At 71.8% G+C, this 24,168-nt stretch carries 22 protein-coding genes; 7 read left to right on the top strand and 15 right to left on the bottom strand.

From position 1 onward, the window contains the following. Window positions 1-11: 11 nt before the first annotated feature. Complete coding sequence (locus tag HPY23_RS00250; RefSeq protein ID WP_060846197.1) at window positions 12-671, top strand: amino acid ABC transporter permease; 660 nt, start codon at window positions 12-14, stop codon at window positions 669-671. 41 nt (window positions 672-712) lie between these two features. After that, on the top strand, window positions 713-1,483 hold the full coding sequence (locus HPY23_RS00245; protein WP_091887060.1) for an amino acid ABC transporter ATP-binding protein: 771 nt from the start codon (window positions 713-715) through the stop codon (window positions 1,481-1,483). A gap of 16 nt (window positions 1,484-1,499) precedes the next feature. Here the strand turns inward: HPY23_RS00245 and HPY23_RS00240 are convergent, their stop codons facing one another. From HPY23_RS00240 to HPY23_RS00230, 3 genes are all read right to left on the bottom strand, one after another. Then, on the bottom strand, window positions 1,500-1,730 hold the full coding sequence (locus HPY23_RS00240) for a hypothetical protein (RefSeq protein WP_091886947.1): 231 nt from the start codon (window positions 1,728-1,730) through the stop codon (window positions 1,500-1,502). A 487-nt stretch (window positions 1,731-2,217) separates the two neighbouring features. Then, window positions 2,218-3,675: a DegQ family serine endoprotease gene (locus HPY23_RS00235; protein WP_060849240.1), complete on the bottom strand. Its 1,458-nt coding sequence runs from the start codon at window positions 3,673-3,675 to the stop codon at window positions 2,218-2,220. A 35-nt stretch (window positions 3,676-3,710) separates the two neighbouring features. Further along, window positions 3,711-4,967 (bottom strand): glycosyltransferase family 4 protein, encoded by a 1,257-nt coding sequence (locus HPY23_RS00230; protein ID WP_091886945.1) that lies wholly within the window; start codon window positions 4,965-4,967, stop codon window positions 3,711-3,713. A gap of 142 nt (window positions 4,968-5,109) precedes the next feature. Here HPY23_RS00230 and HPY23_RS00225 point away from each other — a divergent pair, with 142 nt between their 5' ends. Beyond that, a complete protein-coding gene (locus HPY23_RS00225; protein WP_048427723.1) occupies window positions 5,110-5,289 on the top strand; it encodes a hypothetical protein in 180 nt (59 codons plus the stop codon). Window positions 5,290-5,378: 89 nt separating this feature from the next. Here the strand turns inward: HPY23_RS00225 and HPY23_RS00220 are convergent, their stop codons facing one another. The 10 genes from HPY23_RS00220 to pal form a co-directional block, all read right to left on the bottom strand. Next, the gene (locus tag HPY23_RS00220; RefSeq protein WP_091886943.1) at window positions 5,379-7,055 is read right to left on the bottom strand and encodes an acyl-CoA dehydrogenase family protein; all 1,677 of its coding nucleotides are present in this window, start codon (window positions 7,053-7,055) and stop codon (window positions 5,379-5,381) included. A gap of 106 nt (window positions 7,056-7,161) precedes the next feature. Beyond that, entirely contained in the window at window positions 7,162-7,932 is a 771-nt protein-coding gene (locus HPY23_RS00215) for a glucose 1-dehydrogenase (protein ID WP_091886939.1), read from the bottom strand. A gap of 98 nt (window positions 7,933-8,030) precedes the next feature. Then, window positions 8,031-8,972, bottom strand: coding sequence for an outer membrane protein (locus HPY23_RS00210; RefSeq protein ID WP_091887058.1), 942 nt, complete (start codon window positions 8,970-8,972; stop codon window positions 8,031-8,033). Window positions 8,973-9,192: 220 nt separating this feature from the next. Then, the gene (locus HPY23_RS00205; protein ID WP_091886937.1) at window positions 9,193-10,032 is read right to left on the bottom strand and encodes an outer membrane protein; all 840 of its coding nucleotides are present in this window, start codon (window positions 10,030-10,032) and stop codon (window positions 9,193-9,195) included. A gap of 178 nt (window positions 10,033-10,210) precedes the next feature. Beyond that, a complete protein-coding gene (locus HPY23_RS00200) occupies window positions 10,211-11,083 on the bottom strand; it encodes an outer membrane protein (protein ID WP_091886936.1) in 873 nt (290 codons plus the stop codon). Window positions 11,084-11,354: 271 nt separating this feature from the next. Beyond that, the gene (glmM, locus tag HPY23_RS00195; protein ID WP_091886934.1) at window positions 11,355-12,698 is read right to left on the bottom strand and encodes a phosphoglucosamine mutase; all 1,344 of its coding nucleotides are present in this window, start codon (window positions 12,696-12,698) and stop codon (window positions 11,355-11,357) included. A 232-nt stretch (window positions 12,699-12,930) separates the two neighbouring features. Then, window positions 12,931-14,853 carry an ATP-dependent zinc metalloprotease FtsH gene (ftsH, locus tag HPY23_RS00190; RefSeq protein ID WP_060846206.1) on the bottom strand — a complete coding sequence of 641 codons (1,923 nt, stop codon included), beginning with the start codon at window positions 14,851-14,853 and terminating at the stop codon, window positions 12,931-12,933. Window positions 14,854-15,013: 160 nt separating this feature from the next. After that, window positions 15,014-16,060, bottom strand: coding sequence for a tRNA lysidine(34) synthetase TilS (tilS, locus tag HPY23_RS00185; RefSeq protein ID WP_091886932.1), 1,047 nt, complete (start codon window positions 16,058-16,060; stop codon window positions 15,014-15,016). Between the two features lie 105 nt (window positions 16,061-16,165). Then, on the bottom strand, window positions 16,166-17,128 hold the full coding sequence (gene ybgF, locus HPY23_RS00180; protein ID WP_091887056.1) for a tol-pal system protein YbgF: 963 nt from the start codon (window positions 17,126-17,128) through the stop codon (window positions 16,166-16,168). A 132-nt stretch (window positions 17,129-17,260) separates the two neighbouring features. Then, on the bottom strand, window positions 17,261-17,806 hold the full coding sequence (gene pal / locus HPY23_RS00175) for a peptidoglycan-associated lipoprotein Pal (RefSeq protein ID WP_060846208.1): 546 nt from the start codon (window positions 17,804-17,806) through the stop codon (window positions 17,261-17,263). Window positions 17,807-18,264: 458 nt separating this feature from the next. Between pal and HPY23_RS00170 the strand changes: the two genes are divergently transcribed. Then, window positions 18,265-18,639, top strand: coding sequence for a response regulator (locus tag HPY23_RS00170; protein WP_280142903.1), 375 nt, complete (start codon window positions 18,265-18,267; stop codon window positions 18,637-18,639). Here the strand turns inward: HPY23_RS00170 and HPY23_RS00165 are convergent. Continuing rightward, entirely contained in the window at window positions 18,629-19,093 is a 465-nt protein-coding gene (locus HPY23_RS00165) for a low affinity iron permease family protein (RefSeq protein ID WP_060846210.1), read from the bottom strand. The genes HPY23_RS00170 and HPY23_RS00165 overlap by 11 nt on opposite strands. A 329-nt stretch (window positions 19,094-19,422) precedes the next feature. Here HPY23_RS00165 and mgtE point away from each other — a divergent pair, with 329 nt between their 5' ends. Next, the gene (gene mgtE, locus HPY23_RS00160; RefSeq protein ID WP_060846211.1) at window positions 19,423-20,790 is read left to right on the top strand and encodes a magnesium transporter; all 1,368 of its coding nucleotides are present in this window, start codon (window positions 19,423-19,425) and stop codon (window positions 20,788-20,790) included. Window positions 20,791-20,987: 197 nt separating this feature from the next. Here the strand turns inward: mgtE and HPY23_RS00155 are convergent, their stop codons facing one another. Then, complete coding sequence (locus tag HPY23_RS00155) at window positions 20,988-21,770, bottom strand: GyrI-like domain-containing protein (protein ID WP_091886927.1); 783 nt, start codon at window positions 21,768-21,770, stop codon at window positions 20,988-20,990. Window positions 21,771-22,026: 256 nt separating this feature from the next. Here HPY23_RS00155 and dapF point away from each other — a divergent pair, with 256 nt between their 5' ends. Then, the gene (gene dapF / locus HPY23_RS00150; RefSeq protein ID WP_091886924.1) at window positions 22,027-22,914 is read left to right on the top strand and encodes a diaminopimelate epimerase; all 888 of its coding nucleotides are present in this window, start codon (window positions 22,027-22,029) and stop codon (window positions 22,912-22,914) included. Further along, window positions 22,911-24,158 carry a tRNA (N(6)-L-threonylcarbamoyladenosine(37)-C(2))-methylthiotransferase MtaB gene (gene mtaB, locus HPY23_RS00145; protein WP_091886921.1) on the top strand — a complete coding sequence of 416 codons (1,248 nt, stop codon included), beginning with the start codon at window positions 22,911-22,913 and terminating at the stop codon, window positions 24,156-24,158. The genes dapF and mtaB overlap by 4 nt, the downstream gene beginning before the upstream one ends. Window positions 24,159-24,168 lie beyond the last annotated feature (10 nt).

The raw sequence follows: 24,168 nt of genomic DNA, 5'->3' as shown, positions 1-24,168 counted from the left end.
CGGAGCAGACGATGACTTACGAGTGGGACTTTTCGTTCCTGCTGCAATACAAGGGCCTGATCGCGATCGGCGCCCTGTACACGATCGGGTTCACCATCGTCACGGCGATCGCCGGCTTCGTCGTCGGCGGCCTGATCGCCGTCGCGCGCCTCGCCGACGCCAGGGTGGTGACCCTCCCGCTCCTGGCCTTCATCGAGATCTTCCGCTGCACGCCCGTGCTCGTACAGCTGGTCTGGATCTACTACGCCCTCCCGATCGTGATCGGCGTCGAGCTCAAGCCCGCGACGGCGGCGTTCATCGCCCTGACGCTCTACGGCGCGTCGTTCTTCGCCGAGATCATCCGCGGCGGCATCGCCTCGATCGACACCGGCCAGTGGGATGCCGGGCGGGCCCTCGGCATGCGCCGGGCGGCGCTGATGCGGCGCGTCGTCCTGCCCCAGGCGCTCAAGCGGATGATCCCGCCCCTCGTCAACCAGGTCGTCCTCCAGCTGAAGAACACCTCGCTCCTGTCCGTGCTCGCCGTTCCCGATCTGCTCTACCAGGGACAGCTCATCACCTCGGCGACGTACAAGCCGCTCGAGGTCTACACGATGATCGCGGTCATCTACTTCATCATCCTGTTCCCGCTCACGACCCTCGCCCACGGCCTCGAGCGCAGGCTCGCCCGGTGAGCACGAGGAAGGACCCCATGACGACGGAAGCGGTGCGGGCCATGCCGGAGACGACGATGATCGCGGTCGAGCACGTCAGGAAGTCGTTCGGCCCGGTGCCGGTGCTCAAGGACATCTCCCTGAGCGTGCCGAAGGGCGGGGTCCTCTCGCTCATCGGCCCGAGCGGCTCGGGCAAGTCGACCCTGCTGCGCTGCCTGAACCTCCTCACCATCCCGTGCGAGGGCACGATTCGCATCGGGTCGCACGCGATGCGCTTCGGCCCCGACCATCGGATGCCGCGGGACCGGGACCTCGCCGCCTTCCGCTCGACGGTCGGCATGGTGTTTCAGAACTTCAACCTGTTTCCCCACATGTCGGTCGTCCAAAACATCATGGAGGGGCCGGTCACCGTGCTCGGCCGGGGGCGGGACGATGCCCGGGACCTCGCCGTCCGGCTCCTCGACAAGGTCGGCTTGCGCGAGAAGGCCGACGCCTATCCCGACCGGCTCTCCGGGGGACAGAAGCAGCGGGTCGCCATCGCGCGGGCGCTGGCGATGCAGCCGGAGGTGATGCTGTTCGACGAGGCGACCTCGGCGCTCGATCCCGAGCTCGTCGGGGAGGTCCTGAGCGTCGTCCGCCAGCTGGCGTCGGAGGGCATGACGATGGTGCTCGTCACCCACGAGATCGCCTTCGCGCGCGATGTCGCCGACACCTGCGTGTTCATGCGCGACGGGTTCGTGGTCGAGGAGGGACCGGCCCGGCAGATCATCGAGGACCCCCAGCAGGCCGCGACGAAGGCCTTCCTCAGCCATTTCCACAAGGCGGCGGTGTGATCCCGCCGCGTCGCGGTCAGCGCTGCATGTTGCGCAGCCGGCAATAGCCCCCGTTGTCCTGGTAGCCCGCCGGGCAGCGCCGGACGCAGGCGCCGGCCGCGAATTTCAGCGGCGGCCGGCAGACCTGGCCGCGGCCGAGCTGGCGGCGCTGGTACATATAGTCCTGGGCCGGCCCGGCCTGCGCGGGCGTCAGCGGCAGGAGGCCGGCGAGAAGCAGCAAGGCGGTGAAGGTCGGGCGGGTGGGCATCGGGGATCTCCGGCGCGGGGCGCCGGGGTAACTGCCTCAGGGGCAGGAAGTTCGGGATGTGGGCGAGACGCTGGTCTCCCCCCCGCGCGGCCAGCTGCGGGCTGCGCAGGTTCTGGCTCGTGTTCTGCGCGGAGCGTTGTCCGCTTTTTCCGGCTCGGGCGCGATGGATGGGAGAATTGGGGGGCTGGAACGCGCTGTGACCCAGGCCGCGGGGCATGGCTATCGGAGCGGATGGTGGCGCGCTCCGGTGGCTGGAGCCGCCACGGCAAGCCCGCCGACCCCAGATCGTACCCAAGACCACGCCCCGCGGCAGGAACCGCTTCGCCGTGGCCCTCGCCGATGTCGTCGTCGCTCGGCCCGGCAAAGGCCTGTGTCGTTCGTAGCCGCCCGCAGGAACAGGAGAAGATCCGTGCTCCTCCTCCCCGAACGGCGCTTGTCGTCCCGGGCCCGGACAACGAGGCCGGACGCGCGGGAACGATAGGCGCCCCTACCCCCCGAACACCGACGTCATCTGCTGCCCGCCGCGGTTGATCGTGACCTCCCACATCGGGGCGGTGGCGCGGGTGACCCGCTCCAGGTCCTTGGTGGTGGCGACCGGGGTGCCGTTCACCGCGATCAGGATGTCGCCCTTCTGCAGGCCGACCCGGTTGGCGACGGTGCCGGCCTCGACCTCGGAGATGATCACGCCCTCGCCCTGCGTCGCGGCCGGCAGGTCGAGCTGCAGGTCCTCGATCACCGCCGGCGACAGGTTGACCACCGTGGAGCCCAGGAAGGGCGAGCGGGTCTTCACCTTGAGCGCGTCGCGCGGGCGGGTCTCCGGCGCCGGGCCGAGGCGCACCGGCACCGTCGTGCGGCTGGAGCCGCGCAGGACCGTCAGCTTGGTCTCGCCCTTGATGCCCTTCAGGGCGAAGCGGTAGCCGAAGGCCTCCGGATCGTCGACCGTCTGGCCGTCCACCGCCAGGATCACGTCGCCGCGCTTGAGCCCCGCCTCCTCGGCCGGGCTCTTCGGCTGCATCGAGGCGACCATCACGCCGGTCGGGTGGTCGAGGCCGACGCTCTCGGCGATGTCCGGGGTGACGTGCTGGAGGCGCGCGCCGAGCCAGGGCCGGCGCACCGTCTTGGCGCCGCCCTTGGCGGTCTCCACCACCGCCTTGACCATGCTGGCGGGGATGGCGAAGCCGATGCCGTGGCTGCCGCCGGACTGCGAGTAGATCGCCGTGTTGATGCCGACGAGGCCGCCGTTGAGGTCGACCAGCGCGCCGCCCGAGTTGCCCGGGTTGATCGCCGCGTCGGTCTGGATGAAGAACTGGTAGTCGGCCGAGCCGACCTGGGTGCGGGCGAGCGCCGAGACGATGCCCTGCGTCACCGTCTGGCCGACGCCGAACGGGTTGCCGATCGCGATCACGAAGTCGCCGACCTGCAGGTGCTCGGAATCGCCGATCTCCATCGGCGTCAGGCCGCCGCTCGGGCTCTTGATCTTGAGGATGGCGAGGTCGGTGCGGGGGTCGCGCAGCAGGATCTGCGCCTCGAACTCGCGCCGGTCGTTCAGCGCCACCTTCACCTCGTTCATGTTCTCGATGACGTGATTGTTGGTGACGATCAGCCCCGAGGCATCGACGATGACGCCCGAGCCGAGCGAGCGCTGCGCCCGCTCCTGCGGCAGGTTCGGGCCGGCATCGCCGAAGAAGCGGCGCAGGAACTCGTCCATGGCGCCGCGGTTGGCGGCGCGCTTCTCGACATGGGTGCCGTAGACGTTGACCACGCTGGGCGCCGCGCGCTTGACCAGCGGCGCGAAGGAGAGCTGCACCTGCGCCTTCGACTCCGGGACCGTGCGGTTGTCCTGAAGGGCGCGGAACGGCGGCACCGACTCGGCCTGCGCGCCTGCCGGGTGGGCGGCGCCGAGGAGGAGCGCGGCGAGCAGCAGGGAGGTCGTCGGGCGGCGCATCGGCATTCGTGTCCTGTCGGTGTCTGGGTGCTCTCTCACATGACAGCACTGCGCTGAAAAGATGGCGCCTCGGCGGCTCCCGTCATCCCCGCATAGAGGTCGCACAGGGCCGCCGCGTGGGTGGCGAGCGTCATCGGGGCCGCCCAGTAGCGCTCGTGCGCGGCCGCGCCGAGGCGGCGCACCAGGGCGTCGTCCTTCAAGCGACCGAAGGCCTCGGCGAGCGCCGCGACGTCGGGCGCGACGACGAAGCCGGTCTCGCCGTCCCGGATCTTCTCTCCGGCGCCGGCCCAATCGGAGGCGACCGCCGGGATGCCGGCGGCGAGCGCCTCGTAGACGGTCAAGGGCCCGGTCTCGAGCCAGCGCGACGGGGCCGCCACGGCCCGGACCCGGCGGCGCAGCAGCGCCTCGACCTCCGCGGGTGCGCGCCAGCCGACCACCTCGGCGCCGGGCACGGCGCGCAAGTCCTCCGCGAGCGGCCCGTCGCCGACGAACAGCGACGCCAGCCCGGCCCGGTGGGCGGCCTGCGCCACGAGGTCGGCCCCCTTCTCGCGGGTGAAGCGGCCAACGAAGGCGACGGCGTCGCCGCCGGCCGGATCGGCCGGGGCGGTACGCTCGACCCGGACCGGGTTGTCGATGCGGTGGTGGAAGAACGGTCCGCCGGCCAGCATCGGTTCGAGCCGCGCCCTGCTGCCGTCGGAGACGTGGACGAGGGCGAGCGGCCGGCGCCCGAAGCCGCGGAAGATCGCGGCCAGTTGGACGAAGCCGCGCACCAGCCGCACCGCCTTATGGGCACGCGATTGCGGATCGCAGGACGCCGCGAGGCAGCCGGGCGAGAACGGCCGCAGGGAGCAGGGCTCCGCGGTGTCGAAGCGGTAGTAGACCCCGTTGGGGCAGGCGAGGAAGTAATCGTGCAGGGTCACGGCCACCGGGGCGCGCTGGCGCGCCAGCACGGAAAACACCGCGGGCGAGAGCGAGCGGGTCCACTGGTGCAGGTGCAGCACGTCGGGCCTGTCCGGCAGGGCCGCCAGCGCCGCGTCCAGGCGCCGCGCCGCCTCGCGGCTCCAGATCCCCTCGATCGCGCCGCGCCAGGCCGGCCGCTCCCACACGTCGGTGAGGCCCAAGGACACCCGGCGGATGCCGGAATGGTCGAGGAGCGGGTCGGCCGGCCCGTCGACCCCGTGGATCAGCGTCACGGCGACGCCGCGCTCGGCGAGGCCGCGGGCGGATTCGATCGCGACCTTCTCGGCGCCGCCCTTCGGCGTGGCGAAATTCGTCAGGATGACGGCGTGCATCGGCGGGCCCTCTCACCCGCGCACCCTAGCCGGCGAGGCGCCACCGCGCGGTTAAGCGCGGGGCGGACGAAACAGGCGCCGACCCCGCGCGTTAGCCGGGCAACCCGTCCCGTGCCGGGACGCCACGCCCAGGGAGGCCCCGATGGCCGACGACACCAAGACCCCGAACCAGGACCAGCCCGGCTTCCGCCGCGACAGCGCCTCCCCGGACGACAAGGCGCGGCCGGAGAACCAGCAGAGCAAGCTCAGCGAGCGCCTCGACGAGGGGCTGGAGGAGACCTTCCCGTCGAGCGATCCGGTCTCGGTGAAGATCACCAAGTAACCCCGGGTCGGTTGCCCGGAACGACGACGGCGCGCGGGGCGATCCCCGCGCGCCGTCGTCGCGTCGGGGGCTCGTTCGGCCCCCTCGCCTCACTGCACCTCGAGCAGGCGCCGGGCGATGACCTGGGCCTGGATCTCGGCCGCCCCCTCGAAGATCGACAGGATGCGGGCGTCGCAGAGCAGGCGGCTCACCTGGTATTCGAGGGCGAAGCCGTTGCCGCCGTGGATCTGGAGCGCGTTGTCGGCCGCCGCCCAGGCGACGCGGGCGGCGAGGAGCTTGGCCATGCCGGCCTCGAGGTCGCAGCGCTTGCCCTCGTCCTTCTGGTGGGCGGCGTAGTAGGTGAGCTGGCGGGCTATCGCGATCTCGACCGCCATCATGGCGAGCTTGTCGGCGACCCGCGGGAACGACACCAGCGGCTTGCCGAACTGCACCCGCTCCTCGCCGTAGCGCAGGCCGACATCGAGGGCCGCCTGGGCGACGCCGACGGCCCGGGCCGCGGTCTGGATGCGGGCCGATTCGAAGGTCTGCATCAGCTGGGCGAAGCCCTTGCCCTCGACGCCGCCCAGGAGGTTGCCCTCCGGCACCGCGAAACCGTCGAAGGCGAGCTCGTATTCCTTCATGCCGCGATAGCCGAGCACCTCGATCTCGCCGCCCGACAGCCCCTCGACCGGGAAGGGATCCTCGTCGGTGCCGCGGGGCTTCTCGCCGAGCAGGAGCGACAGGCCCTTGTGGCCCGGCTCCTCGGGCTTGGTGCGCACCAGCACGGTCATCAGGTCGGCGCGGACCGGGTGGGTGATCCAGGTCTTGTTGCCGTGGATCCGCCAGGTGTCGCCGTCCTTCACCGCCTTGGTGCGGAGCGAGGCGAGATCGGAGCCGGTATTGGGCTCGGTGAAGACCGCGGTCGGCAGGATCTCGCCCGAAGCGATCCTGGGCAGGAAGCGGCTCTTCTGCTCCTCGGTGCCACCGCAGAGAATGAGTTCGGCCGCGATCTCCGAGCGGGTGCCGAGCGAGCCGACGCCGATATAGGCGCGCGACAACTCCTCGGAGACCACGCACATCGAGATCTTCGGCAGGCCCATGCCGCCGTACTCCTCGGGGATCGTCAGGCCGAACACGCCGAGCTCGGCCATCTGGCCAATGATCTCGAGCGGGATGTAGGCGTTCTCGAGGTGCCACTCGTGGGCGTGGGGCGCGACCTCGGCCTGGCCGAAGCGGCGCATCTCGGTGCGGATCGCCTCCATGTCCTCGTCGAGGCCGCTGTCGCCGACGGTCGCGACGGCGACGCCCTCGCGGATCAGCCGCACCAGGGCGGCGCGGTTCTTGGCGGTGTTGCCCTCGGCGATCAGGGTCTCGACGGCGTCCGAGCGGTGGCGCGCCACCTCCTGGGCCTTGAGGCCCAGCGAGGTCGTCGGGCGCACCATCTCGCCCTGGCTCATCGGTATGCCGCCGAAGAGCTGCTCCAGGTACTCGCCGAGCCCGATGCGCACGAGGAGCGTCTCGGTCTCGCCGAAGCGCCCCTCGCCTGCGAGGCGGGCCGCGTAGGCGCCGAGCTGGACGATCGCCTCGGCGTAGGTCGAGAGCCAGGCGAGGCCGTGGGCGGCGTGCTGCTCGGCCTCGAGGCGCTCCGCCGACAGGCGGCCGTCGGCCCCGACGAGGCCGGCGCGCACGCGCCGGGCGGCATCCGCGGCGAGCGCCTTCGCGGAAAGGCCCGCCTCCTGCGCGAGGGTGACGAGATCGGTCGGGGCGGGGGCGGCCTGGGCGGACATCGGTCAGGTCTCCGGAGAATTTGCTGCGGCGCATACAAATAGCCGCGAATCGGCGACCTGTAGAGGGGGCAGCCTGCCGCCGGGTTCCGACTTTCGGGGCAGCCGTTTATTGGGCGGTCACGCCGCCGTCGATCACCATCTCGGCCCCGGTGACGAAGCCGGCCTCGTCGGAGGCGAGGTAGGCGGCGAGCCCGGCGATCTCGTCGGCCGCGGCGTTGCGCCCCAGGGGCACCGCGGCCTGCAGGCGCTGGCGCAGCTCCTCTGGGCTGTGGCGGCTGCCTGCGGCGAGGTCGCGCAGCATGTCGGTCTCGGTGAAGCCCGGATGGATCGAGTTGCAGCGCACGCCGTAATTCTGGCGCGCGCAATGCAGCGCGACCGACTTGGTGAGGAGCCGCACCGCCCCCTTCGAGGCGTTGTAGGCGGCGAGGTTGTGCCCGCCGACGATGCCGGAGACCGACGAGAGGTTGACGATCGCCCCGCCCCGCCCGGCCGGCGGCTTCATCGCCCGTACGGCATGGCGGCAGCCCAGGAAGGTGCCGTCGACGTTGACGTCCTGGACCCGGCGCCACTCCTCCAGGGTCACGGATTCGATCGTGCCGACGACGGCGATGCCGGCATTGTTGATCAGCACGTCGAGGCCGCCGTGGCGGGAGATCGTGCGGTCGACCGCCCGGGTCCAGTCCTCGTCCCGGGTCACGTCGAGAGCGCAGGGCTCGAAGGCGGGGTTCTCGGCCGCGACGCGCTCGGCCTGCGCCGCGTCGATGTCGGCGAGGATCACCGCGGCCGCCCCCTCGCGGGCGAAGCGCCGCGCGATGGCGAGCCCGATCCCCCGCGCGCCGCCCGTCACCAGGGCGACCTTGCCGGCCAGACGCTGCATCGGGAATCTCCTGCCCTTCGGTCCGCCTCTTCTCGCGGGGCGGCCCGGCAGGGTGGCGCGGCGGAGCCGCGCCCGCAAGCGCCCGCCGTGAACGGGACCTAGAACTTCACCGCGGCACCGCCGCGCACGGTGTTGATGTTCGACTTGTGGCCGTCGAAATCGCTGAACAGGACGTACTGGTACTCGGCGCGCAGGATGAGGCCCGGGGTGATCGCGTATTCGAGGCCCGCGCCCGCCGCGAAGCCGCCGACGATCTTCTCCTTGGTGCGCCCCACCACGACGGGGGCGAGGAGCTGGCCCGCGGTCGGCGCGTAGGGGTTGAAGGTCGCATCGGTCTGGTCGAACGTGCGGTAGCCGGCATTCCAGAGCGGGGGGCGCTTCGACGGGTCGGTGATCGACTGGTTGGCGCGGTAGGTCGTCTGGTCGAACTCGTAGGCCTGGACCGAGACGCGCTCCGTGACCTGCGCCCGGCCGATGGCGAGACCGCCGGTGACGTAGGGCATGAGGTTGCCCATCGCGTAGCCGGCCCGCGCCCGGATCGTGGCGTAGTCCCCGATCTCCGTCGAGGCGTCGCCGCGCAGGTTGATGGCGCGGTAGTCACCGTTGCTGCCGGTGATGCTGCGACCGATTGTGTTGGTCAGCGCCCGCCCGGTGATTCCGGAATGGGTGTAGTCGAGCTCGATGCCGAAGACCGCGTCGTCGAACTGATAGTTCACGCCGGCATAGGCGCCGAAGCTCACCCCGTCCCGGCGCACCGAGCCGGCGTGCAGCAGCGTCGAGGCTTGCAGGTCGCTCTCGATCGCGCGGGCCCGCAGAACTTCGGCGACGATCGGCTGGTAGACCGCGCCGAAGCCGAAGCTCGCGCTCGACCAGCCGCCATGGCCGCCGACATAGATGCCGTCCCAGACGGTCGGCGACGGGGCGGCGACGGGATCGTAGTCGCCGCCGCGCAGGACCCCGAAATCGAGGTCGGCGGCCTGCGCCGCCAGCGGTGCGCCGAGGCCCAGACCGGCCAGAATTCCGAGAATCGCGAAACGCATGGTGGACCCGCCCCCGGCCATTCGATCGGCAGTCGTCGCCGCGCCGTTATGGGCAGAATGACTCGGTAACCTTAATATTGCGTTTCCGGAAACTGGTTTCTGCGAGTCGCTTCCCCAAAGTCAAACGCCCGGTGCGACGGGCGCACCGGGCGGTTCGATCGATGGTGACGGCGCATGCGCGGTGCCGGCGGCGCTCCTCGGCGACCGTCGGCATGAAGGCTCAGTAGGTCAGCCCGCCGAGCCCCGGCAGCGCCAGGCCGTTGCCGAAGGCCCAGCGCAGGCCGACCCGGAACTCGTTGGCGGTGATGTCCTTGATGCGGGTGTTCTGGGCGAAGGCGTCGAAGCCCGAGCGCGCCTTGCCGGCATTGAGGTAGCGGTAGCTGGCATCGACGCTCACGCCGGCGCCGATCTCGTAGGAGATGCCCGCCATCGCCGCCCAGGCGAGGCCGATCGCGGTGTGGTTGGCGCGCACGTCGAAGCCCTGGCCGCCGAGCTTGTACACGCCGTCGACGCCGCCGCCGCAGGCGGTGGTGTAGCAGGTCGTGCCGGTCCAGGCATCGCGGAAGCGGTTGCTCGCCATGCCGACGCCGGCGCCGACATACGGGGTCAAGCCCCACCAGGTGCCGAGGTCGACGTAAACGTTGAACAGGCCGGTCAGGACGTCGATCTTGCCGGCCTCGGTGTTGAAGCCCTCGGTGAACAGCGTGCGCGAGGAATAGTCGCGGAAGCGGCTGTGGGTACGCCCGTCGATGGTGACGTCGGCGCGCAGGAAGCTGTTGAAGCGGTAGCCGATGCCGCCGCCGTATCCGTCGGTGCTCCCCATGCGGAAGCCGACGAGCGGCGCGCCGTCGGTGCCCGGCAACGTGCCGTCCTTCGGGTGGCGGAAGTCGCTCGCCGTGTAGTCGCCGCGCAGGTACCAGCCGGAGCCGACTTCCACCGGGGCGACCGGCGGCGGGGGCGGCGGCGGAAGCGCCGGGAGCAGATCGGCGGCGAGGGCCGGCGCGCCGAGCAGGCCGAGCCCGAAGGCCGCGACCGGAATGCAGTGACCGAACCGTGCCATGGGGCGCCCTCTTCTGCCCGGTCGGCTCCTCAGCCGGGGCGTACGTCGTGATCGTGCCGGACGGACCCGCGGGCCCGATGACGAGGATTAAGACCGCAAGGTTAGCGGGCCCTTAACCTTAAGTGCCTTTCGCCGCGCCGCCCGCCCCCGATGCGGGGGCGGGCGTGTGCGAGGTTTTTCAGTACTTGCGCACCAGCGGCGCCATCGGCATCGGCGGCGGGGGAGGCTCGTAGGCGGCGGTCACGACCGGCGCGCCGAACATCCAGCGCATGCCGAGCTTGATGTCGTGCGACTCGAGCTCCTTGGCGCGGTACACCGTCTTGAGGGCGCAGCTCGGCAGGCAGCCGACGACGCCGGTCTCGGCCTCGCCCATGTTCAGGTAGCGGTAGGCGAGCTCGAGCTTGAGGTTGGGCGTGACCGCGTAGCTGAGACCGGCATGGGCCGCCCAGGCGAAGTTGGTCTTGTCCTTGGCGCGCCCGTAGCCGAGGCCGCCGGCGTAGGTGCCCTGGCCCTGGTCCGTCACGCTGCCGAACATGTGGTGGGCAAAGCCCACGCCGGCGCCGACGAACGGGGTGATGCCGTACCAGTTGCCGAGATCGACGTAGCCGTTCGCCAGGCCGACGACGGACGAGAACTTGCCCGTGGTGAGGTTGTAGCCGCCGCGGGTGTCGTAGGACCGGTCCTCGGCCAGGAAGCGCCATTCCGCCTGCGTGCGGTACTCGCCGGTGACGTCGAAGCGCAGCCAGGGATTGTACTGGTAGCCGACGCCGACGCCGACGAAGGCCTGGTCGCCGACGTGGTCCTCGATCGCGGTGTACTTGTAGGGGACGCGCGGGGTCGAGACGTCCTCGACGACCGTCTTACGCAGATCGAGGATGCCGACGCCGACATCGCCGCGCAGGTACCAGCTGCCGCCGATCTCAACCGGCGGGGGCGGCAGCGGCATCGGCGGCGGGGGCAGGAGGTCGGCGGCGTGAACGAGCCCCGGCGCGGCCACGCTCGCAGCGAGCGTGAAGATGCGCGCCAGCGCGAGTGGCTTGCTGCGGCCCATGACGGTTCCCTGTTGCGAAGGGCCGCTGGAGATCGGGCGGCCGTTCCGAAAGACGTCACGACTCTTGCCGCGTTCGGTAAACCCGACCTTAACGTTAAGCCTTATGCCTGAGAAATCGTTGCTTTCGCGCGAGACTGCATCCGGCAGGACGCAGCGCCGGCACAAACCGGGGAGACCCGGATTTCCGCCACGCGCGCAATGCCTCCGCCGGACGAGGCGGCGGGTTCCCGCGCCTCGTCCGTCGATCGCGCGACGGTGGGGGCGTCCTCGCTCAGGCCGCGACCTTGCGCAGGGCCTCGATCACGTCGTCGACGACCTGGACCACGAGGTCGCGGTCGTCGCCCTCGGCCATCACGCGGATCACCGGCTCGGTGCCGGAGGGACGGATGACGAGGCGGCCGCCCTCGCCGAGGCGCTGGCGGGCGCCCTCGATGGCGGTGACGACGCTGTCCTGGCGCAGCGGCTCGCGGCCGGCGCCGTAGCGCACGTTCTTGAGCACCTGCGGCAGCGGCTCAAAGCAGTGGCAGACCTCGCTCACCGGGCGCTGCTGGCGCTGCACGACCGAGAGGAGCTGGAGCGCCGCCACCAGCCCGTCGCCGGTGGTGGCGTAGTCCGACATGATGATGTGGCCGGACTGCTCGCCGCCGAGGTTGTAGCCGTGCTCGCGCATGTGCTCGAGCACGTAGCGGTCGCCGACGGCGGTGCGGACCATGCCGAGGCCCAAGCCCCCGAGATAGCGCTCGAGGCCGAGATTCGACATGATGGTGGCGACGATGCCGTTCTTCGTCAGCCGCTGGTCCTCCTGCCAGGACCGGGCGACCACCGCCATCAGCTGGTCGCCGTCGACCCGCTGGCCCTTCTCGTCGACGATCAGCACCCGGTCGGCGTCGCCGTCCAGCGCGATGCCGATATCGGCGCGCAGCTCGCGCACCTTGCCGACGAGCGCCTCGGGGGCGGTCGAGCCGACGTCGCGGTTGATGTTGAAGCCGTCCGGCTCGGTGCCGATGGCGATCACCTCGGCGCCGAGCTCCCACAGCGTCTCGGGCGCCACCCGGTAGGCCGCGCCGTTGGCGCAGTCGACCACCACCCGCAGCCCGTCGAGGGTCAGCGCCCGCGGCAGGGTGCGCTTGGCGAACTCGATGTAGCGGGCATGCACGCTCTCGATCCGCTTGGCCCGGCCGAGGTCCTGCGAGCCGGCGAGCTTGGTCTGGAGATTCGAGTCGATCAGGCGCTCGATCTCGCGCTCGACCTCGTCGGAGAGCTTGAACCCGTCGGGCCCGAAGATCTTGATGCCGTTATCCTCGAACGGGTTGTGCGAGGCCGAGATCATCACCCCGATATCGGCGCGCATCGAGCGGGTCAGCATCGCCACGGCCGGCGTCGGCATCGGGCCGAGCAGCATCACGTCCATGCCGACCGAGGTGAAGCCGGCGACGAGCGCCGTCTCGATCATGTAGCCCGACAGCCGGGTATCCTTGCCGATCACCACCCGGTGGCGGTGGTCGCCGCGCAGGAACACGAGCCCGGCGGCCTGGCCGACCTTGAGCGCGAGTTCCGGCGTGATCACGCCGTTGGCCCGGCCCCGGATGCCGTCGGTCCCGAAATACTTGCGCACGCTCGTCGTCTCCCTGTCCCGTCCGGGCCGTCGGCGCTAGGCCGCGCCGCTCGGGGCGCGGCGACCGATGCCGCCTCTTCCCGCCGGACGCGGTCACACGTTGGTTGGGTTATTTTGGGGCTCTGCCACAACGACAAGGGGCGACGGGATCCCTCCCGCCGCCCCTCGCTGCAAAAACCGGCCGGTGTGGACTTTTTAGCCCGCCCCGGCTCGTTCGGTCGCCCCGGCGCCGTCAGGCCTGGGGCTGGGGCTCGTAGCCACCGTCGTTCTCCCGCGGCCGGCCGCGGCCGGCGGAGGGGACCGGCGAGCCGCGGCTCGGGTTGGTCGGGTAGTCGCCGGCATCGCGCACGGGAGGCTTGCCGTTGATGAGATCGCGGATCTCGTCACCCGACAGGGTCTCGTACTCGAGGAGGCCGCGGGCCAGGGCCTCCAGGTCGGCGTGACGCTCGCTGAGGATGCGGCGGGCATCCTGCAGGCCGGCCTCGATCAGGCGGCGGACCTCGGCGTCGATCTTCTGGGCGGTGGCCTCCGACACGTTCTGCTGCCGGTTGACCTGCATGCCGAGGAAGACCTCGTCATTGTTCTCGCCGTAGGCGACAGTGCCGAGCTCGGGGCTGAAGCCCCAGCGGGTCACCATCATCCGGGCAAGACGGGTCGCCTGCTCGATGTCCGACTGGGCGCCGGAGGTGACCTTGTCGTGGCCGAAGATCATCTCCTCGGCGACGCGGCCGCCCATCATGATGGCGAGGCGAGAGGTCATCTGCTCGAAGGACATCGACAGCTTGTCGCGCTCCGGCAGCTGCATGACCATGCCGAGCGCCCGGCCGCGGGGGATGATCGTCGCCTTGTGGACGGGATCGGTCGCCGGGACGTTGAAGGCCACGATGGCGTGGCCGCCCTCGTGATAGGCGGTCAGCCGCTTCTCGTCCTCGGTCATGACGAGGGTGCGCCGCTCGGCACCCATCATCACCTTGTCCTTGGCGTCCTCGAACTCGTGCATCGTGACGATGCGCTTGCCGCGGCGCGCCGCCAGCAGGGCCGCCTCGTTGACGAGGTTCATCAGGTCGGCGCCCGAGAAGCCGGGGGTGCCGCGGGCGATCACCTTCAGGTCGACGTCGGGGGAGAGCGGGACCTTGCGGACGTGGACGCGCAGGATGCGCTCGCGGCCGATCACGTCCGGGTTCGGCACGATGATCTGGCGGTCGAAGCGGCCCGGGCGCAGCAGGGCGGGGTCAAGCACGTCGGGGCGGTTGGTCGCCGCGATGATGATGATGCCCTCGTTGGCCTCGAAGCCGTCCATCTCCACGAGGAGCTGGTTGAGGGTCTGCTCGCGCTCGTCGTTGCCGCCGCCCAGGCCCGCGCCGCGGTGGCGGCCGACGGCGTCGATCTCGTCGATGAAGATGATGCAGGGGGCGTTCTTCTTCGCCTGGTCGAACATGTCGCGGACGCGGCTGGCGCCGACGCCGACGAACATCTCGACGAAGTCCGAGCCCGAGATGGTGAAGAACGGCACGTTGGCCTCGCCCGCGACCGCCCGGGCGATCAGGGTCTTACCGGTGCCGGGGGGGCCGACCAGCAGCACGCCGCGCGGGATCCGGCCGCCGAGGCGCTGGAACTTCTGCGGGTCGCGCAGGAACTCGACGATCTCCTGGAGATCCTCCTTGGCCTCGTCGACGCCCGCCACGTCCTCGAAGGTCACGCGGCCATGGGCCTCGGTCAGGAGCTTCGCCTTGGACTTGCCGAAGCCCATGGCCCGGCCGGCGCCCGACTGCATCTGGCGCGACAGGAAGATCCAGGCTCCGATGAACACCAGGATCGGCAGCCAGTTGACGAGCAGCGCGATGAACCACGGCGTGTTGTCGGAGGGCGGACGGGCCGTGATGGTCACGCCCTTGCCCTGCAGCTTCGACACCAGCGAGGGGTCGTTCGGCGCGTAGGTCGTGAAGGTGCCGCCGCTCGTGTAGCTGCCGCTCACCTCCTGGCCGGAGATGACCACGTTCTGGATGCGGCCCGCCTCGGCGTCGTTCAGGAGCTGGCTGTAGGCGATCTCCCCGCCGCCCGAGCGGTGACCCGGATTCTGGAACAGGGTCACGAGGGCCAGCACCAGCAGGAAGATGACGACCCACAGGGCGAAATTTCGGAAATTGGGGTTCATCGAAGAGTCAATCCCTGAGGAGCGCGGCGCCGCGCGGGCGTGCTGGGTTGGGCACCGGCACTCGGAACGCAATGTAGGCACCCACCCGGTGCTTGCCAAGTAATGGCCCCGCGCCTGCGGCGCCGCGCGCCGCATCGCTCGCGCATCCCCTGCCCGCGCGTCACGCCGCTGGCGGGCGCCGGCGCGGCGGCTCTGGCTCCAGGACCAGCCGGCCGCCACGGGCGGTGAGGAGGAGGCCCGCCACCGTGCGCCGGCAGGCGGCCCCCGCCCGCAGGGCCGGCAGAACCTCGCCGAGAAGCACCCGCTCCAGCCGTTCGAGCCGCAGGGCCGGCCCGTGCCCGCCGATCGCCTCGAGCCCGAGCCCCGCGACCCGAAGGGCTACCGCCTCCGGCAGGGCCGCGAGGCCGGGACCGTCGAGGACGAGGCGTCCCTCCCCCGCCGGATCGGTCCGTTGCAGGTCGTGGAACGCCGCGGCGGCGGCCTGCGCCAAGGCCGCCTCGTCGCGGCGTAGCCGACCGGCAAGGCGGGCGAGGCGCTCGGCGCTCAAGCCCTCCTCGGCCAGCAGCGGCAGCAGGCGCCGCAGCCGGGCGCGGCCGAAGCGCGGGTCGGCGTTCGAGGGATCGCGGACGAACGGCCAGCCATGGGCCTCGCAGGTCGTCACGAGGCGGGCCTTCGGCACGTCGAGGAAGGGCCGGCCGAGGGTGACACGAACGGGACCCGGGCCGTGGAGGAGGCGGGCCGGTGCCATCCCGGCGAGCCCTGCCGGGCCGGAGCCGGCGCAGAGCCGCATCAGCACCGTCTCGGCTTGGTCGTCGCGGGTGTGGGCGGTCAGCACCAGGTCGGCCCCGGCCTCGTCGGCGAGAGCCGCGAGAAGGCGGTAACGCTCGGCCCGCGCCGCCGCCTGCAGCCGTGCGGCCGGCTTCGGCCCGGTCCAGGACAGGATCCGGTGCGGCAGGCCGAAGCGCGCGGCGAGATCCGCGACACCCTCGGCCTCCGCGCGCGAGCTCTGCCGCAGGCCGTGATCGACCGTGGCGACGAGAAGCGGGATGGCGGCGTCGAGGAGCGCGGCGCAGCCCATCAGGGCGGTCGAATCGGGCCCGCCCGACACCGCGAGCACGGCGCTCCGGTAGGGCGTGCCGGGTCCGATCCAGGGATGGAGGAGATCGTCGCGCTCGCACGGGCCGAGGGGAGCCTCCCGGTCGCTCATGCGGCGTTTCTCACACCGGGCTTCTCGTACGATTGCCCGCGGATCGATTCGCGATGCGGAAATCGGCTTCGGTCAGGCTCCGCGCAGCCGCTCGGGCCGGGCCGCTCACGCGGCGCAGCGCGCCCGCCGCTGCTCGCGGTCGACGCCCTGCTTCACGGTCGAGGAGGCCTGCGGGAACTTGCGCTCCAGCTCGGCCAGGGTGGCGCAGGCCTGCTCGCGGGCGCCGAGCGCGTTGAGCGAGGCGCCGAGCTTCAGCATCGCGTCCGGTGCCTTGCGCGAGCGGGCGTAGTCGGTCGAGACCTTCAGGAACTGCTCGGCCGCCTCGCGGGTGCGGTTGCGCTGCAGGTAGCTCTCGCCAAGCCAATAGGTCGCGTCCGGCACCAGGGTGTCCCTGGGATGCGACTGGATGAACTGGCGCAGGCTCATCTCGGCCTGCTCGTACTGGCGCTGCAGCACGTAGGCGTAGGCCGCCTCGTAATCGGCCTTCGCGTCGCCGGTGCCGGTGGCGGCGACGCTGGCGGAGGGGCGCGGCGCCGGCGTCGCGGCCGGGGCGGCGGCGCGAGCCGGCGGGCGCAGGTCCACGGGGGCGCCGTAATCGGGGGTCTCGTCCTCGATCGCGCCGCGGGGCGCGCTCAGCGCGGCGGTGGCGTTCGGGGTCGCGGCGGGGCGCGGCGCGGCGGGAGTCGCCTGGGACGGGGTCGCGCCGGAGGCCTGGGCGGTGCCGAGCGCCTGCGGGGCGCCCGGGGCATCGGGGTTCTGGGACGGATCGAAGGCGTCGCTGCGCTTGTGCGGCTTGGCCGGCGGGGTCGCGGAAGCCGGGCGCTGGCCGCCCTTCGACTCCTGGAACCGGAACTCGACGTCCTCCTGGAACTTGCGCAGCTGCTCCTTGAGCTGGCGGTTCTCGTACTGGAGCGACTCGATCTGCCCGGACATCTGGCGCGACTGGTTCTCGAGCCGGTTGAGGCGCACCACGAACTCCGACGCGTCCTGGGCCGCGGCCGGGCAGGCGGCGGCGAGGGCGAGCCCCGAGACGGCGAGGACGGGGGCAAGGAACAGGCGGCGAAGCATGGCGGGGCGCATCACGGCTCGGGTCAGGCTGCGGGTCCGCACTCGGCGAGTCCGCGCTCGGGAGGGCGGGTTAGCAGAAGCCGCGCCTCCCGGCAAAAGGGGGCGGCCGGGGCCGCCCTCCCCTGTCGAGGCTCAGGAGCCGGCGCCGCCGTCGAGCACCGTGACGGCGCGGCGGTTCTGCGACCAGCACGAGATGTCGTTGCAGACCGCGACCGGACGCTCCTTGCCGTAGGACACCGTGCGCATGCGGTTCGAGCCGATGCCCCGGGAGGCGAGGTAGTCCCGCACCGCCTGCGAGCGGCGGGCGCCGAGGGAGAAGTTGTACTCGCGGGTGCCGCGCTCGTCGGCGTGGCCCTCGATCAGGAAGGTGTAGCGCGGGTAGCGCTGCAGCCACTGGGCCTGCTTGTCGAGGGTGGCGACGGCGGTGGGGTTCAGGTCGGTCGAGTCGGAATCGAAGAAGACCCGGTCGCCGATGTTGACCACGAAGTCCTGGGCGCTGCCCGGCGTCGCGGGGCCGCCGCGGCCCCCGTACCCGCCGGCCCCGCCCGCGCCCCCGGCGCCGTAGGCCGCGGAGGCGTCGGCGAGGTCGTTGTTGCTCGCGCAGGCGGCCATCGAGAGGGCGAGCCCGAAGGCGGCGGCGATCTTGAGCGCGCGCAGGGGCGCGAGCGGCAGCGACATCGACCAAAACTCCTCTGGCGGCCCCGGGCGGGGCCGCGCCCGGCGACGGCCCGGAGCGGATCCTCCCGTCCGGCGGCGCCACGAACTGGAACACCGGATCGTCTGTAGTCCCGGCCGGTTAAGCGAAGGTTCCGTCAACCTTGACGGGACCTCGACGCGCCGGCCGGTACCTGTCGGCCCCGCACGGTGACCGGAACCGGCGACACAACACCGTCGAAATACGGCCACGCTGCGGCGCCGCCGGCCGGCCGGCCACGGGCCGCCACGCCGTTGCACGAAGGCCACAGATCGGGCGGTCCGGGCACGGCAGCGCCGGCCACGGGATTGACGTGCGGTTAACCAATTCGCGCGAGCGTCGGGGAATCGATCATCGGGACCGTCCGGCGATGCCAGCGCCTCTCCCCCCGCCTCCGACGCCCCGACCGGACGTCCCGCGCCGCCCCGGCGACCGGCCCTGCGTGCTGATCGTCGAGGACAGCTACATGCTGCTCGAGCTCCTGGTGACCCTGTGCGAGCAGCACGGGGTCGCGACGCTGACCGCTTCGAGCGGCGAGGCGGCCCTGATGCTGCTGCGCGAGCACGGCGCCCGGATCGACTGGCTCCTCACCGACATCCGGCTGCCCGGCCTCGTCGACGGCTGGAGCGTCGCCGAGGCCTTCCGGCAGATCCAGCCGCACCGCCCGGTAATCTATTCCTCGACCACCGCCAACCTGCACCACCCGGCGGTGTCTGGCAGCATCTTCGTGACCAAGCCCTACGTGATCGGCGACATCCTGCGGCTCGCCCGGATGATGGGGGGCGAGATGGAGCAGGCCCGCCGGCTCAGCGCCTAAGGCCGCCGCGCGATCCGGTCGCGGCCCGGGCCGCCGCCTCGGCCTTGGCGTTGGCCGCCTCCTCGGCGGCGTCCGCGGCCTCGCTGAGGCGAAAGTCCCGAGCCCGCGCCTCGCAGCGGGCGCGCAGGCCGTCGAGCTCCTCCTCGGTCAGGTTCTCGATGCCGATATAGGCGTTCTGGGCCGCGCTCGCCCGGATCAGCTCGTCGAGCTTGGCCTGGATCGCCGCGCCGTCGCGGTTCTGGGTGTTCTGGATCAGGAACACCATCAGGAACGTCACGATGGTCGTGCCGGTGTTGATGATCAGCTGCCAAGTGTCCGAGTAGTGGAACAGCGGGCCGGTCAACGCCCACACCGCGATCAGCAGCAGGCTCGCCGCGAAGGTGCCGGGGCGCCCCGCCGCCCGGGCGACCGCGGCGGCGAAATCCGAGAAGGTGCGGATGCGTGTCGTGACCATCGTGGCTCCCGCGGTTTCCCCGGGGCTTCCCCAAGGTTTTCTCGAATGTTTCCAGGGGCTCCAAGTCGACGAGACCCCGCTTACGAATTCCGATTGCGCGCCCGCGGTTCCCCTCTTGACGCAAGCCCCCGCCCGGCGCAGTGACGGGTCGCCCGCAGCGCGCTCTCGCGCCGCAGCATTCCCGGACACCCCCGACTCCATGCCGAGCGACAGTCACAGTCGACCGCCCTTGCCGTCTTCGGCCTGAGGTCCCGCGCGCTCAGCCTTTCGGCGGCTCGCCGCGACCGGCCGGAGACGGCCGGCCGACGCCAGCGCCCAACAGGTGAGCCATGACCGACACCGTGATCGACGCCCCCGTCGAGCCCGCCGCCCTCGCCGCGCGCCTCTCCGAGGAGAGCGCCCCCGATATCGTCGAGGCCCTGAACCGGGAGGCGCCGGAGGTGGCGGCCGCCATCCTGCTCAGCCTGCCGCACGACCGTGCCGTCGAGGTGCTGGACCAGCCCGAGCTCGACTGCGCCCCCGACATCATCGAGATGCTGCCGCGCGACCGCGTCGCCTCGTTCCTGTCGGGGATGTCGGCCGACCGGGTCACCGACGTCTTCCGCGAGATCGAGGAGCCGGGCCGCTCCGACCTGCGCACCCGCCTCGACGTCGAGACCCGCGGGGCGGTCGACAAGCTCATCGCCTATCCGGAAGAGAGCGTCGGCTCGATCATGACGACCGAGTTCGTCGCCGTGCCGACGACGTGGACGGTGGGGCTCACCCTCGACTACATCCGCAAGGTCGAGCGCACCCGCGAGACGATCTACTCGATCTTCGTCCTCGATCCGCGCACCGGGGCGCTCGCCAAGGCGGTCCCCTTGCGCCGCCTCATCACCGGCAACCCGGAGGACAACATCCTGTCGGTGGCGCCGAGCCGCCGCCCGGTGGTGGTCTCGGCCGATGCCAGCCGCGACCAGGCGGCCCGCCTGATCTCGAAATACGACCTCCTGGCGATCCCGGTGGTCGACGCCACCAACCAGGTGGTCGGCATCGTCACCGTCGACGACGTGATCGACGCGATGATCCAGAAGCAGACCGAGGACGTGCAGCGCTTCGGCGGCATGGAGGCGCTCGACGAGCCCTACATGTCGATCAACTTCCTGACCATGATCCGCAAGCGGGCCGGCTGGCTCTGCGTGCTCTTCCTGTCCGAGATGCTGACCGCCAGCGCGATGCAGGGCTTCGAGGGCGAGCTGGAAAAGGCCCTGGTGCTGACCCTCTTCATCCCGCTCATCATGAGCTCGGGCGGCAATTCCGGCTCGCAGGCGACCTCGCTGCTGATCCGGGCGCTCGCCCTCCACCAGGTGCGCTTGAGCGACTGGTGGCGGGTGGCGCTCCGCGAGATCCCGGCCGGGCTCACGCTCGGGGCGATCCTCGGGACGATCGGCGTGGTGCGGATCGTGATCTGGCAGAAGCTCGGCTTCTACGATTACGGCGAGCACTGGTTCCTGGTGGCCGCGACCGTCGGCACCGCGCTCGTCGGCATCGTGCTGTTCGGCTCGCTCACCGGCTCGATGCTGCCCTTCGTGCTCCAGCGCGTCGGCTTCGACCCCGCCACCGCCTCGGCCCCGTTCGTCGCCACCCTCGTCGACGTGTCGGGGCTGGTGATCTACTTCACGGTGGCGCTGGTGATCCTGAAGGGGACGTTGCTGTAGCGCCCGGGATCGCCGTCCCGCGGCGGGGTCCGACCGATCCCGTCCGCGGCCTCCGGCCCACGGCCTTCGAGGTATGTCTCTACGGCGTATCGTCTGAGATCGATCCCGGATCGGGGCGCGGTCTTCCGCTCCGCGGCTTCCCGAGTCCCGGATGTCATCCCACGCACGCTCCGGTCATTCGGGACGGCGCGCGGCTCCTACTTCGGCAGGGCGTAGATGTTGACCTCGAGCGCCTCGTCGGACGGGCTCGCGAGCGGCGTCAGGTACTCCTCGACGAAGGCGTCCTGGACCAGGATGCCCTTGGCGTCGAGATAGGCCGTCACCGTCTCGTAGGTCTGGTCGATGCCCTCGTAGGGCCCCTTGTGGGTGAAGCGCAGGGCCTTGCCGCTCGGGGTCGCGCCGAAGCGCAGGTCGTCGGGCAGGCCGGCGGGGCGCGGGTTCGGCACCGCTTCGACCGGCACCATCACCTCGTACTGGAAGCCGTCGTCGTCGGTGCGGTTGAAGACCGAGATCGGCTTGCCGTTGGCCTTGATGCCGGCCTGGGCCAAAGCCGCCTCGACCTTGGCGATCGCCTCCTTGAGGCTCGGCACCGCCTGGTCCCACTTCGCGTTGCCGGACAGGATCGCGGCGGGCTTGGCCGGCAGCGTCACCTCGTCGACGTCCGACGGGTCGCCCGGATTGGCGACGAGGGGCGGTCGGTTGGCGCTCGACGGCGCCGGCGCGGCGGGCGGCACCGCCGGGGTCCCGGGCAGCAGCGCCTTCTCGGGGGCGGGTGGCGTCGGTGCCTGGTTCGCGCCCGGGCCGGGGCCCGGGGCCGTGGTGGTCGGCAGCGGCGTCGTCTGGGCCGGCGAGGGCGTCGCGGCCGGGGGCGCTGCGGTCGACGGCACAGGGGCCGGCGCGGGCGCCTGGGCCAGAACGGAGGCCCCGCAGGCCAGGGACGCGGCGAGGCCGATCGCGATCGTCGGGAGGCGGGTCTTCATCACGGGCGGAACGCTCCGGTCTCTGGCGTAGGCCGGCCGGGGCCGGCTCTGGCAGGGGCCGGCGGAGGGCCGGCCGGCTCTGGCGTAGGGCCGGCATCGCCGGCCCGGTCGAACGCGTCAAGCGCAAAGCCGTTGCGCCCTCATCGCGAGACCGTGAGCATCGGCCCCACGGATCGCCCTCGTCTCGCCTGCGGACCGGTTCTGGTCCATACAGCGGCCGGCCCCTGTCCCATGTGCCCGCCGGAGAACCCCGCCCGTGTCCCCCCTCGCCCATCGCCGCTTCCTGAAGATGAACGGGCTCGGCAACGAGATCGTGGTTCTGGACCTGCGCGGGAGCGACGTGCGGGTGCAGCCCGCCGAGGCCCGGGCCATCGCGGCCGACCCGGCCTCGCGCTTCGACCAGATGATGGTGCTGCACGATCCCGTCACCCCGGGCACCGACGCCTTCGTGCGGATCTACAACACCGACGGTTCGGAGGCCGGCGCCTGCGGCAACGGCACCCGCTGCGTCGCCTGGGCGATGCTGGACGATCCCGCGATGGCGCGCCCGCCGCTGGGCGAGAACCTGCTTCTCGAGACCCGGCCCGGCCTGCTCGCGGTCGTGCGGGTGTCGCCGGTGGACTTCACCGTCGACATGGGGCGGCCGCGCCTGCGCTGGGACGAGATCCCCCTCGCCGAGCCCTTTCCCGACACCCGCCGCATCGAGCTGCAGGTCGGGCCGATCGACGATCCGGTGCTGCACTCGCCGGGGGCGGTCAGCATGGGCAACCCGCACGCGGTGTTCTTCGTCGAACGCGACCCCGACAGCTACGACCTCGCCCGGGTCGGGCCGCTGCTCGAATGCCACCCGATCTTCCCGGACCGGGCCAACATCTCCCTCGCCCGGGTCCTCGACCGCGGCCACATCCGCCTGAAGGTGTGGGAGCGCGGCGCCGGCCTGACCCGGGCCTGCGGCACGGCGGCCTGCGCCGCTCTCGTCGCAGCGGCGCGCCTGCGCCTCACCGACCGCGAGGCCACCGTCACCCTGCCGGGCGGCGATCTGCGCATCGTCTGGGGCGAGGACGACCACGTCCGCATGACCGGCCCGACCGAGCTGGAGCACGAGGGCACCTTCGCGCCCTCGCTGTTCGAGGCCGCCTCGTGAGCGTGGAGGTCCTGAGCTTCGGCTGCCGCCTCAACGCCGCCGAATCGGAGGCGATGCGCCGGCAGGCGGAAGCCGCGGGCCGCACCGATCTTCTCCTCGTCAACACCTGCGCGGTCACGGCCGAGGCCGGCCGCCAGGCCCGCAAGGCGATCCGGGCCGCCGCCCGCGCCAACCCGGCGGCCCGGGTGGTGGTGACGGGCTGCGGCGCGCAGGTCGAGACCGACGCCTACGCCGCCATGCCGGAGGTGGCCGAGATCGTCGGCAACCGCCGCAAGCTCGACCCGGCGACCTGGACCGTCCCCGCGCCCGAGCGGGTGCGGATCGACGACGTGATGGCGCCGGGCCCCGATCCGGTGCCCGCGGCGACGGCGATGCGGGCGCGCACCCGCGCCTTCCTGCCGGTGCAGAACGGCTGCGACCACCGCTGCACGTTCTGCGTCATCCCGTTCGGGCGCGGCAACTCGCGCTCGGTGCCGGCCGCCGAGGTCGTGGCGCAGGTCCGTGCGCTGGTGGCGGAGGGCACCCGCGAGGTGGTGCTGACCGGCGTCGACCTCACCGCCTATGGCCGCGATCTCGGCGAGACCAGCCTCGGCGCCCTGGTGCGGGCGATCCTGCGCGGGGTGCCCGACCTCGACCGCCTGCGCCTGTCCTCGATCGATTCGGTCGAGGCCGATCCCGAATTGGTGGCGGCCTTCGCCGAGGAGGCGCGGCTGATGCCGCATCTCCACCTCTCGCTCCAGGCCGGCGACGACCTGATCCTGAAGCGCATGAAGCGCCGCCACGGCCGGGACGACGCGATCCGGTTCTGCGCCGAGATCCGGGCTCTTCGCCCCGACGCGGTGTTCGGCGCGGACCTGATCGCCGGCTTCCCGACCGAGACCGAGGCGCAGTTCGCCCGCTCCCTCGACCTCGTCGCGGAATGCGGCCTCGCCCAGCTCCACGTCTTCCCCTACTCGCCCCGCCCCGGCACCCCGGCCGCGCGGATGCCCCAGGTCGCCCCGGCGGCGATCAAGGAGCGCGCCGCGCGCCTGCGCGAGGCCGGCGCGATCGCCTTCGCCCGCCGCCTCGAGCGCGAGGTCGGCGAGACCCGTCGCGTCCTCGCCGAGCGCGGCGGCACCGGCCGCACCGAGGGCTTTCTGCCGGTCCGGCTGCCGGAGGGCGTCGAGGCCGGGACGCTGATCGACCTGCGGATCGCCGGGCATGACGGGCAGGTCTTGCAGGGACAGAGGGTGCGGGCGGGGTGAGACGGGAAGC

Source organism: Methylobacterium ajmalii (assembly GCF_016613415.1).
GTDB lineage: Bacteria > Pseudomonadota > Alphaproteobacteria > Rhizobiales > Beijerinckiaceae > Methylobacterium > Methylobacterium ajmalii.
The sequence above is the reverse complement of the archived record's forward strand: the minus strand, read 5'-3'. Positions and strand labels throughout refer to the sequence as shown.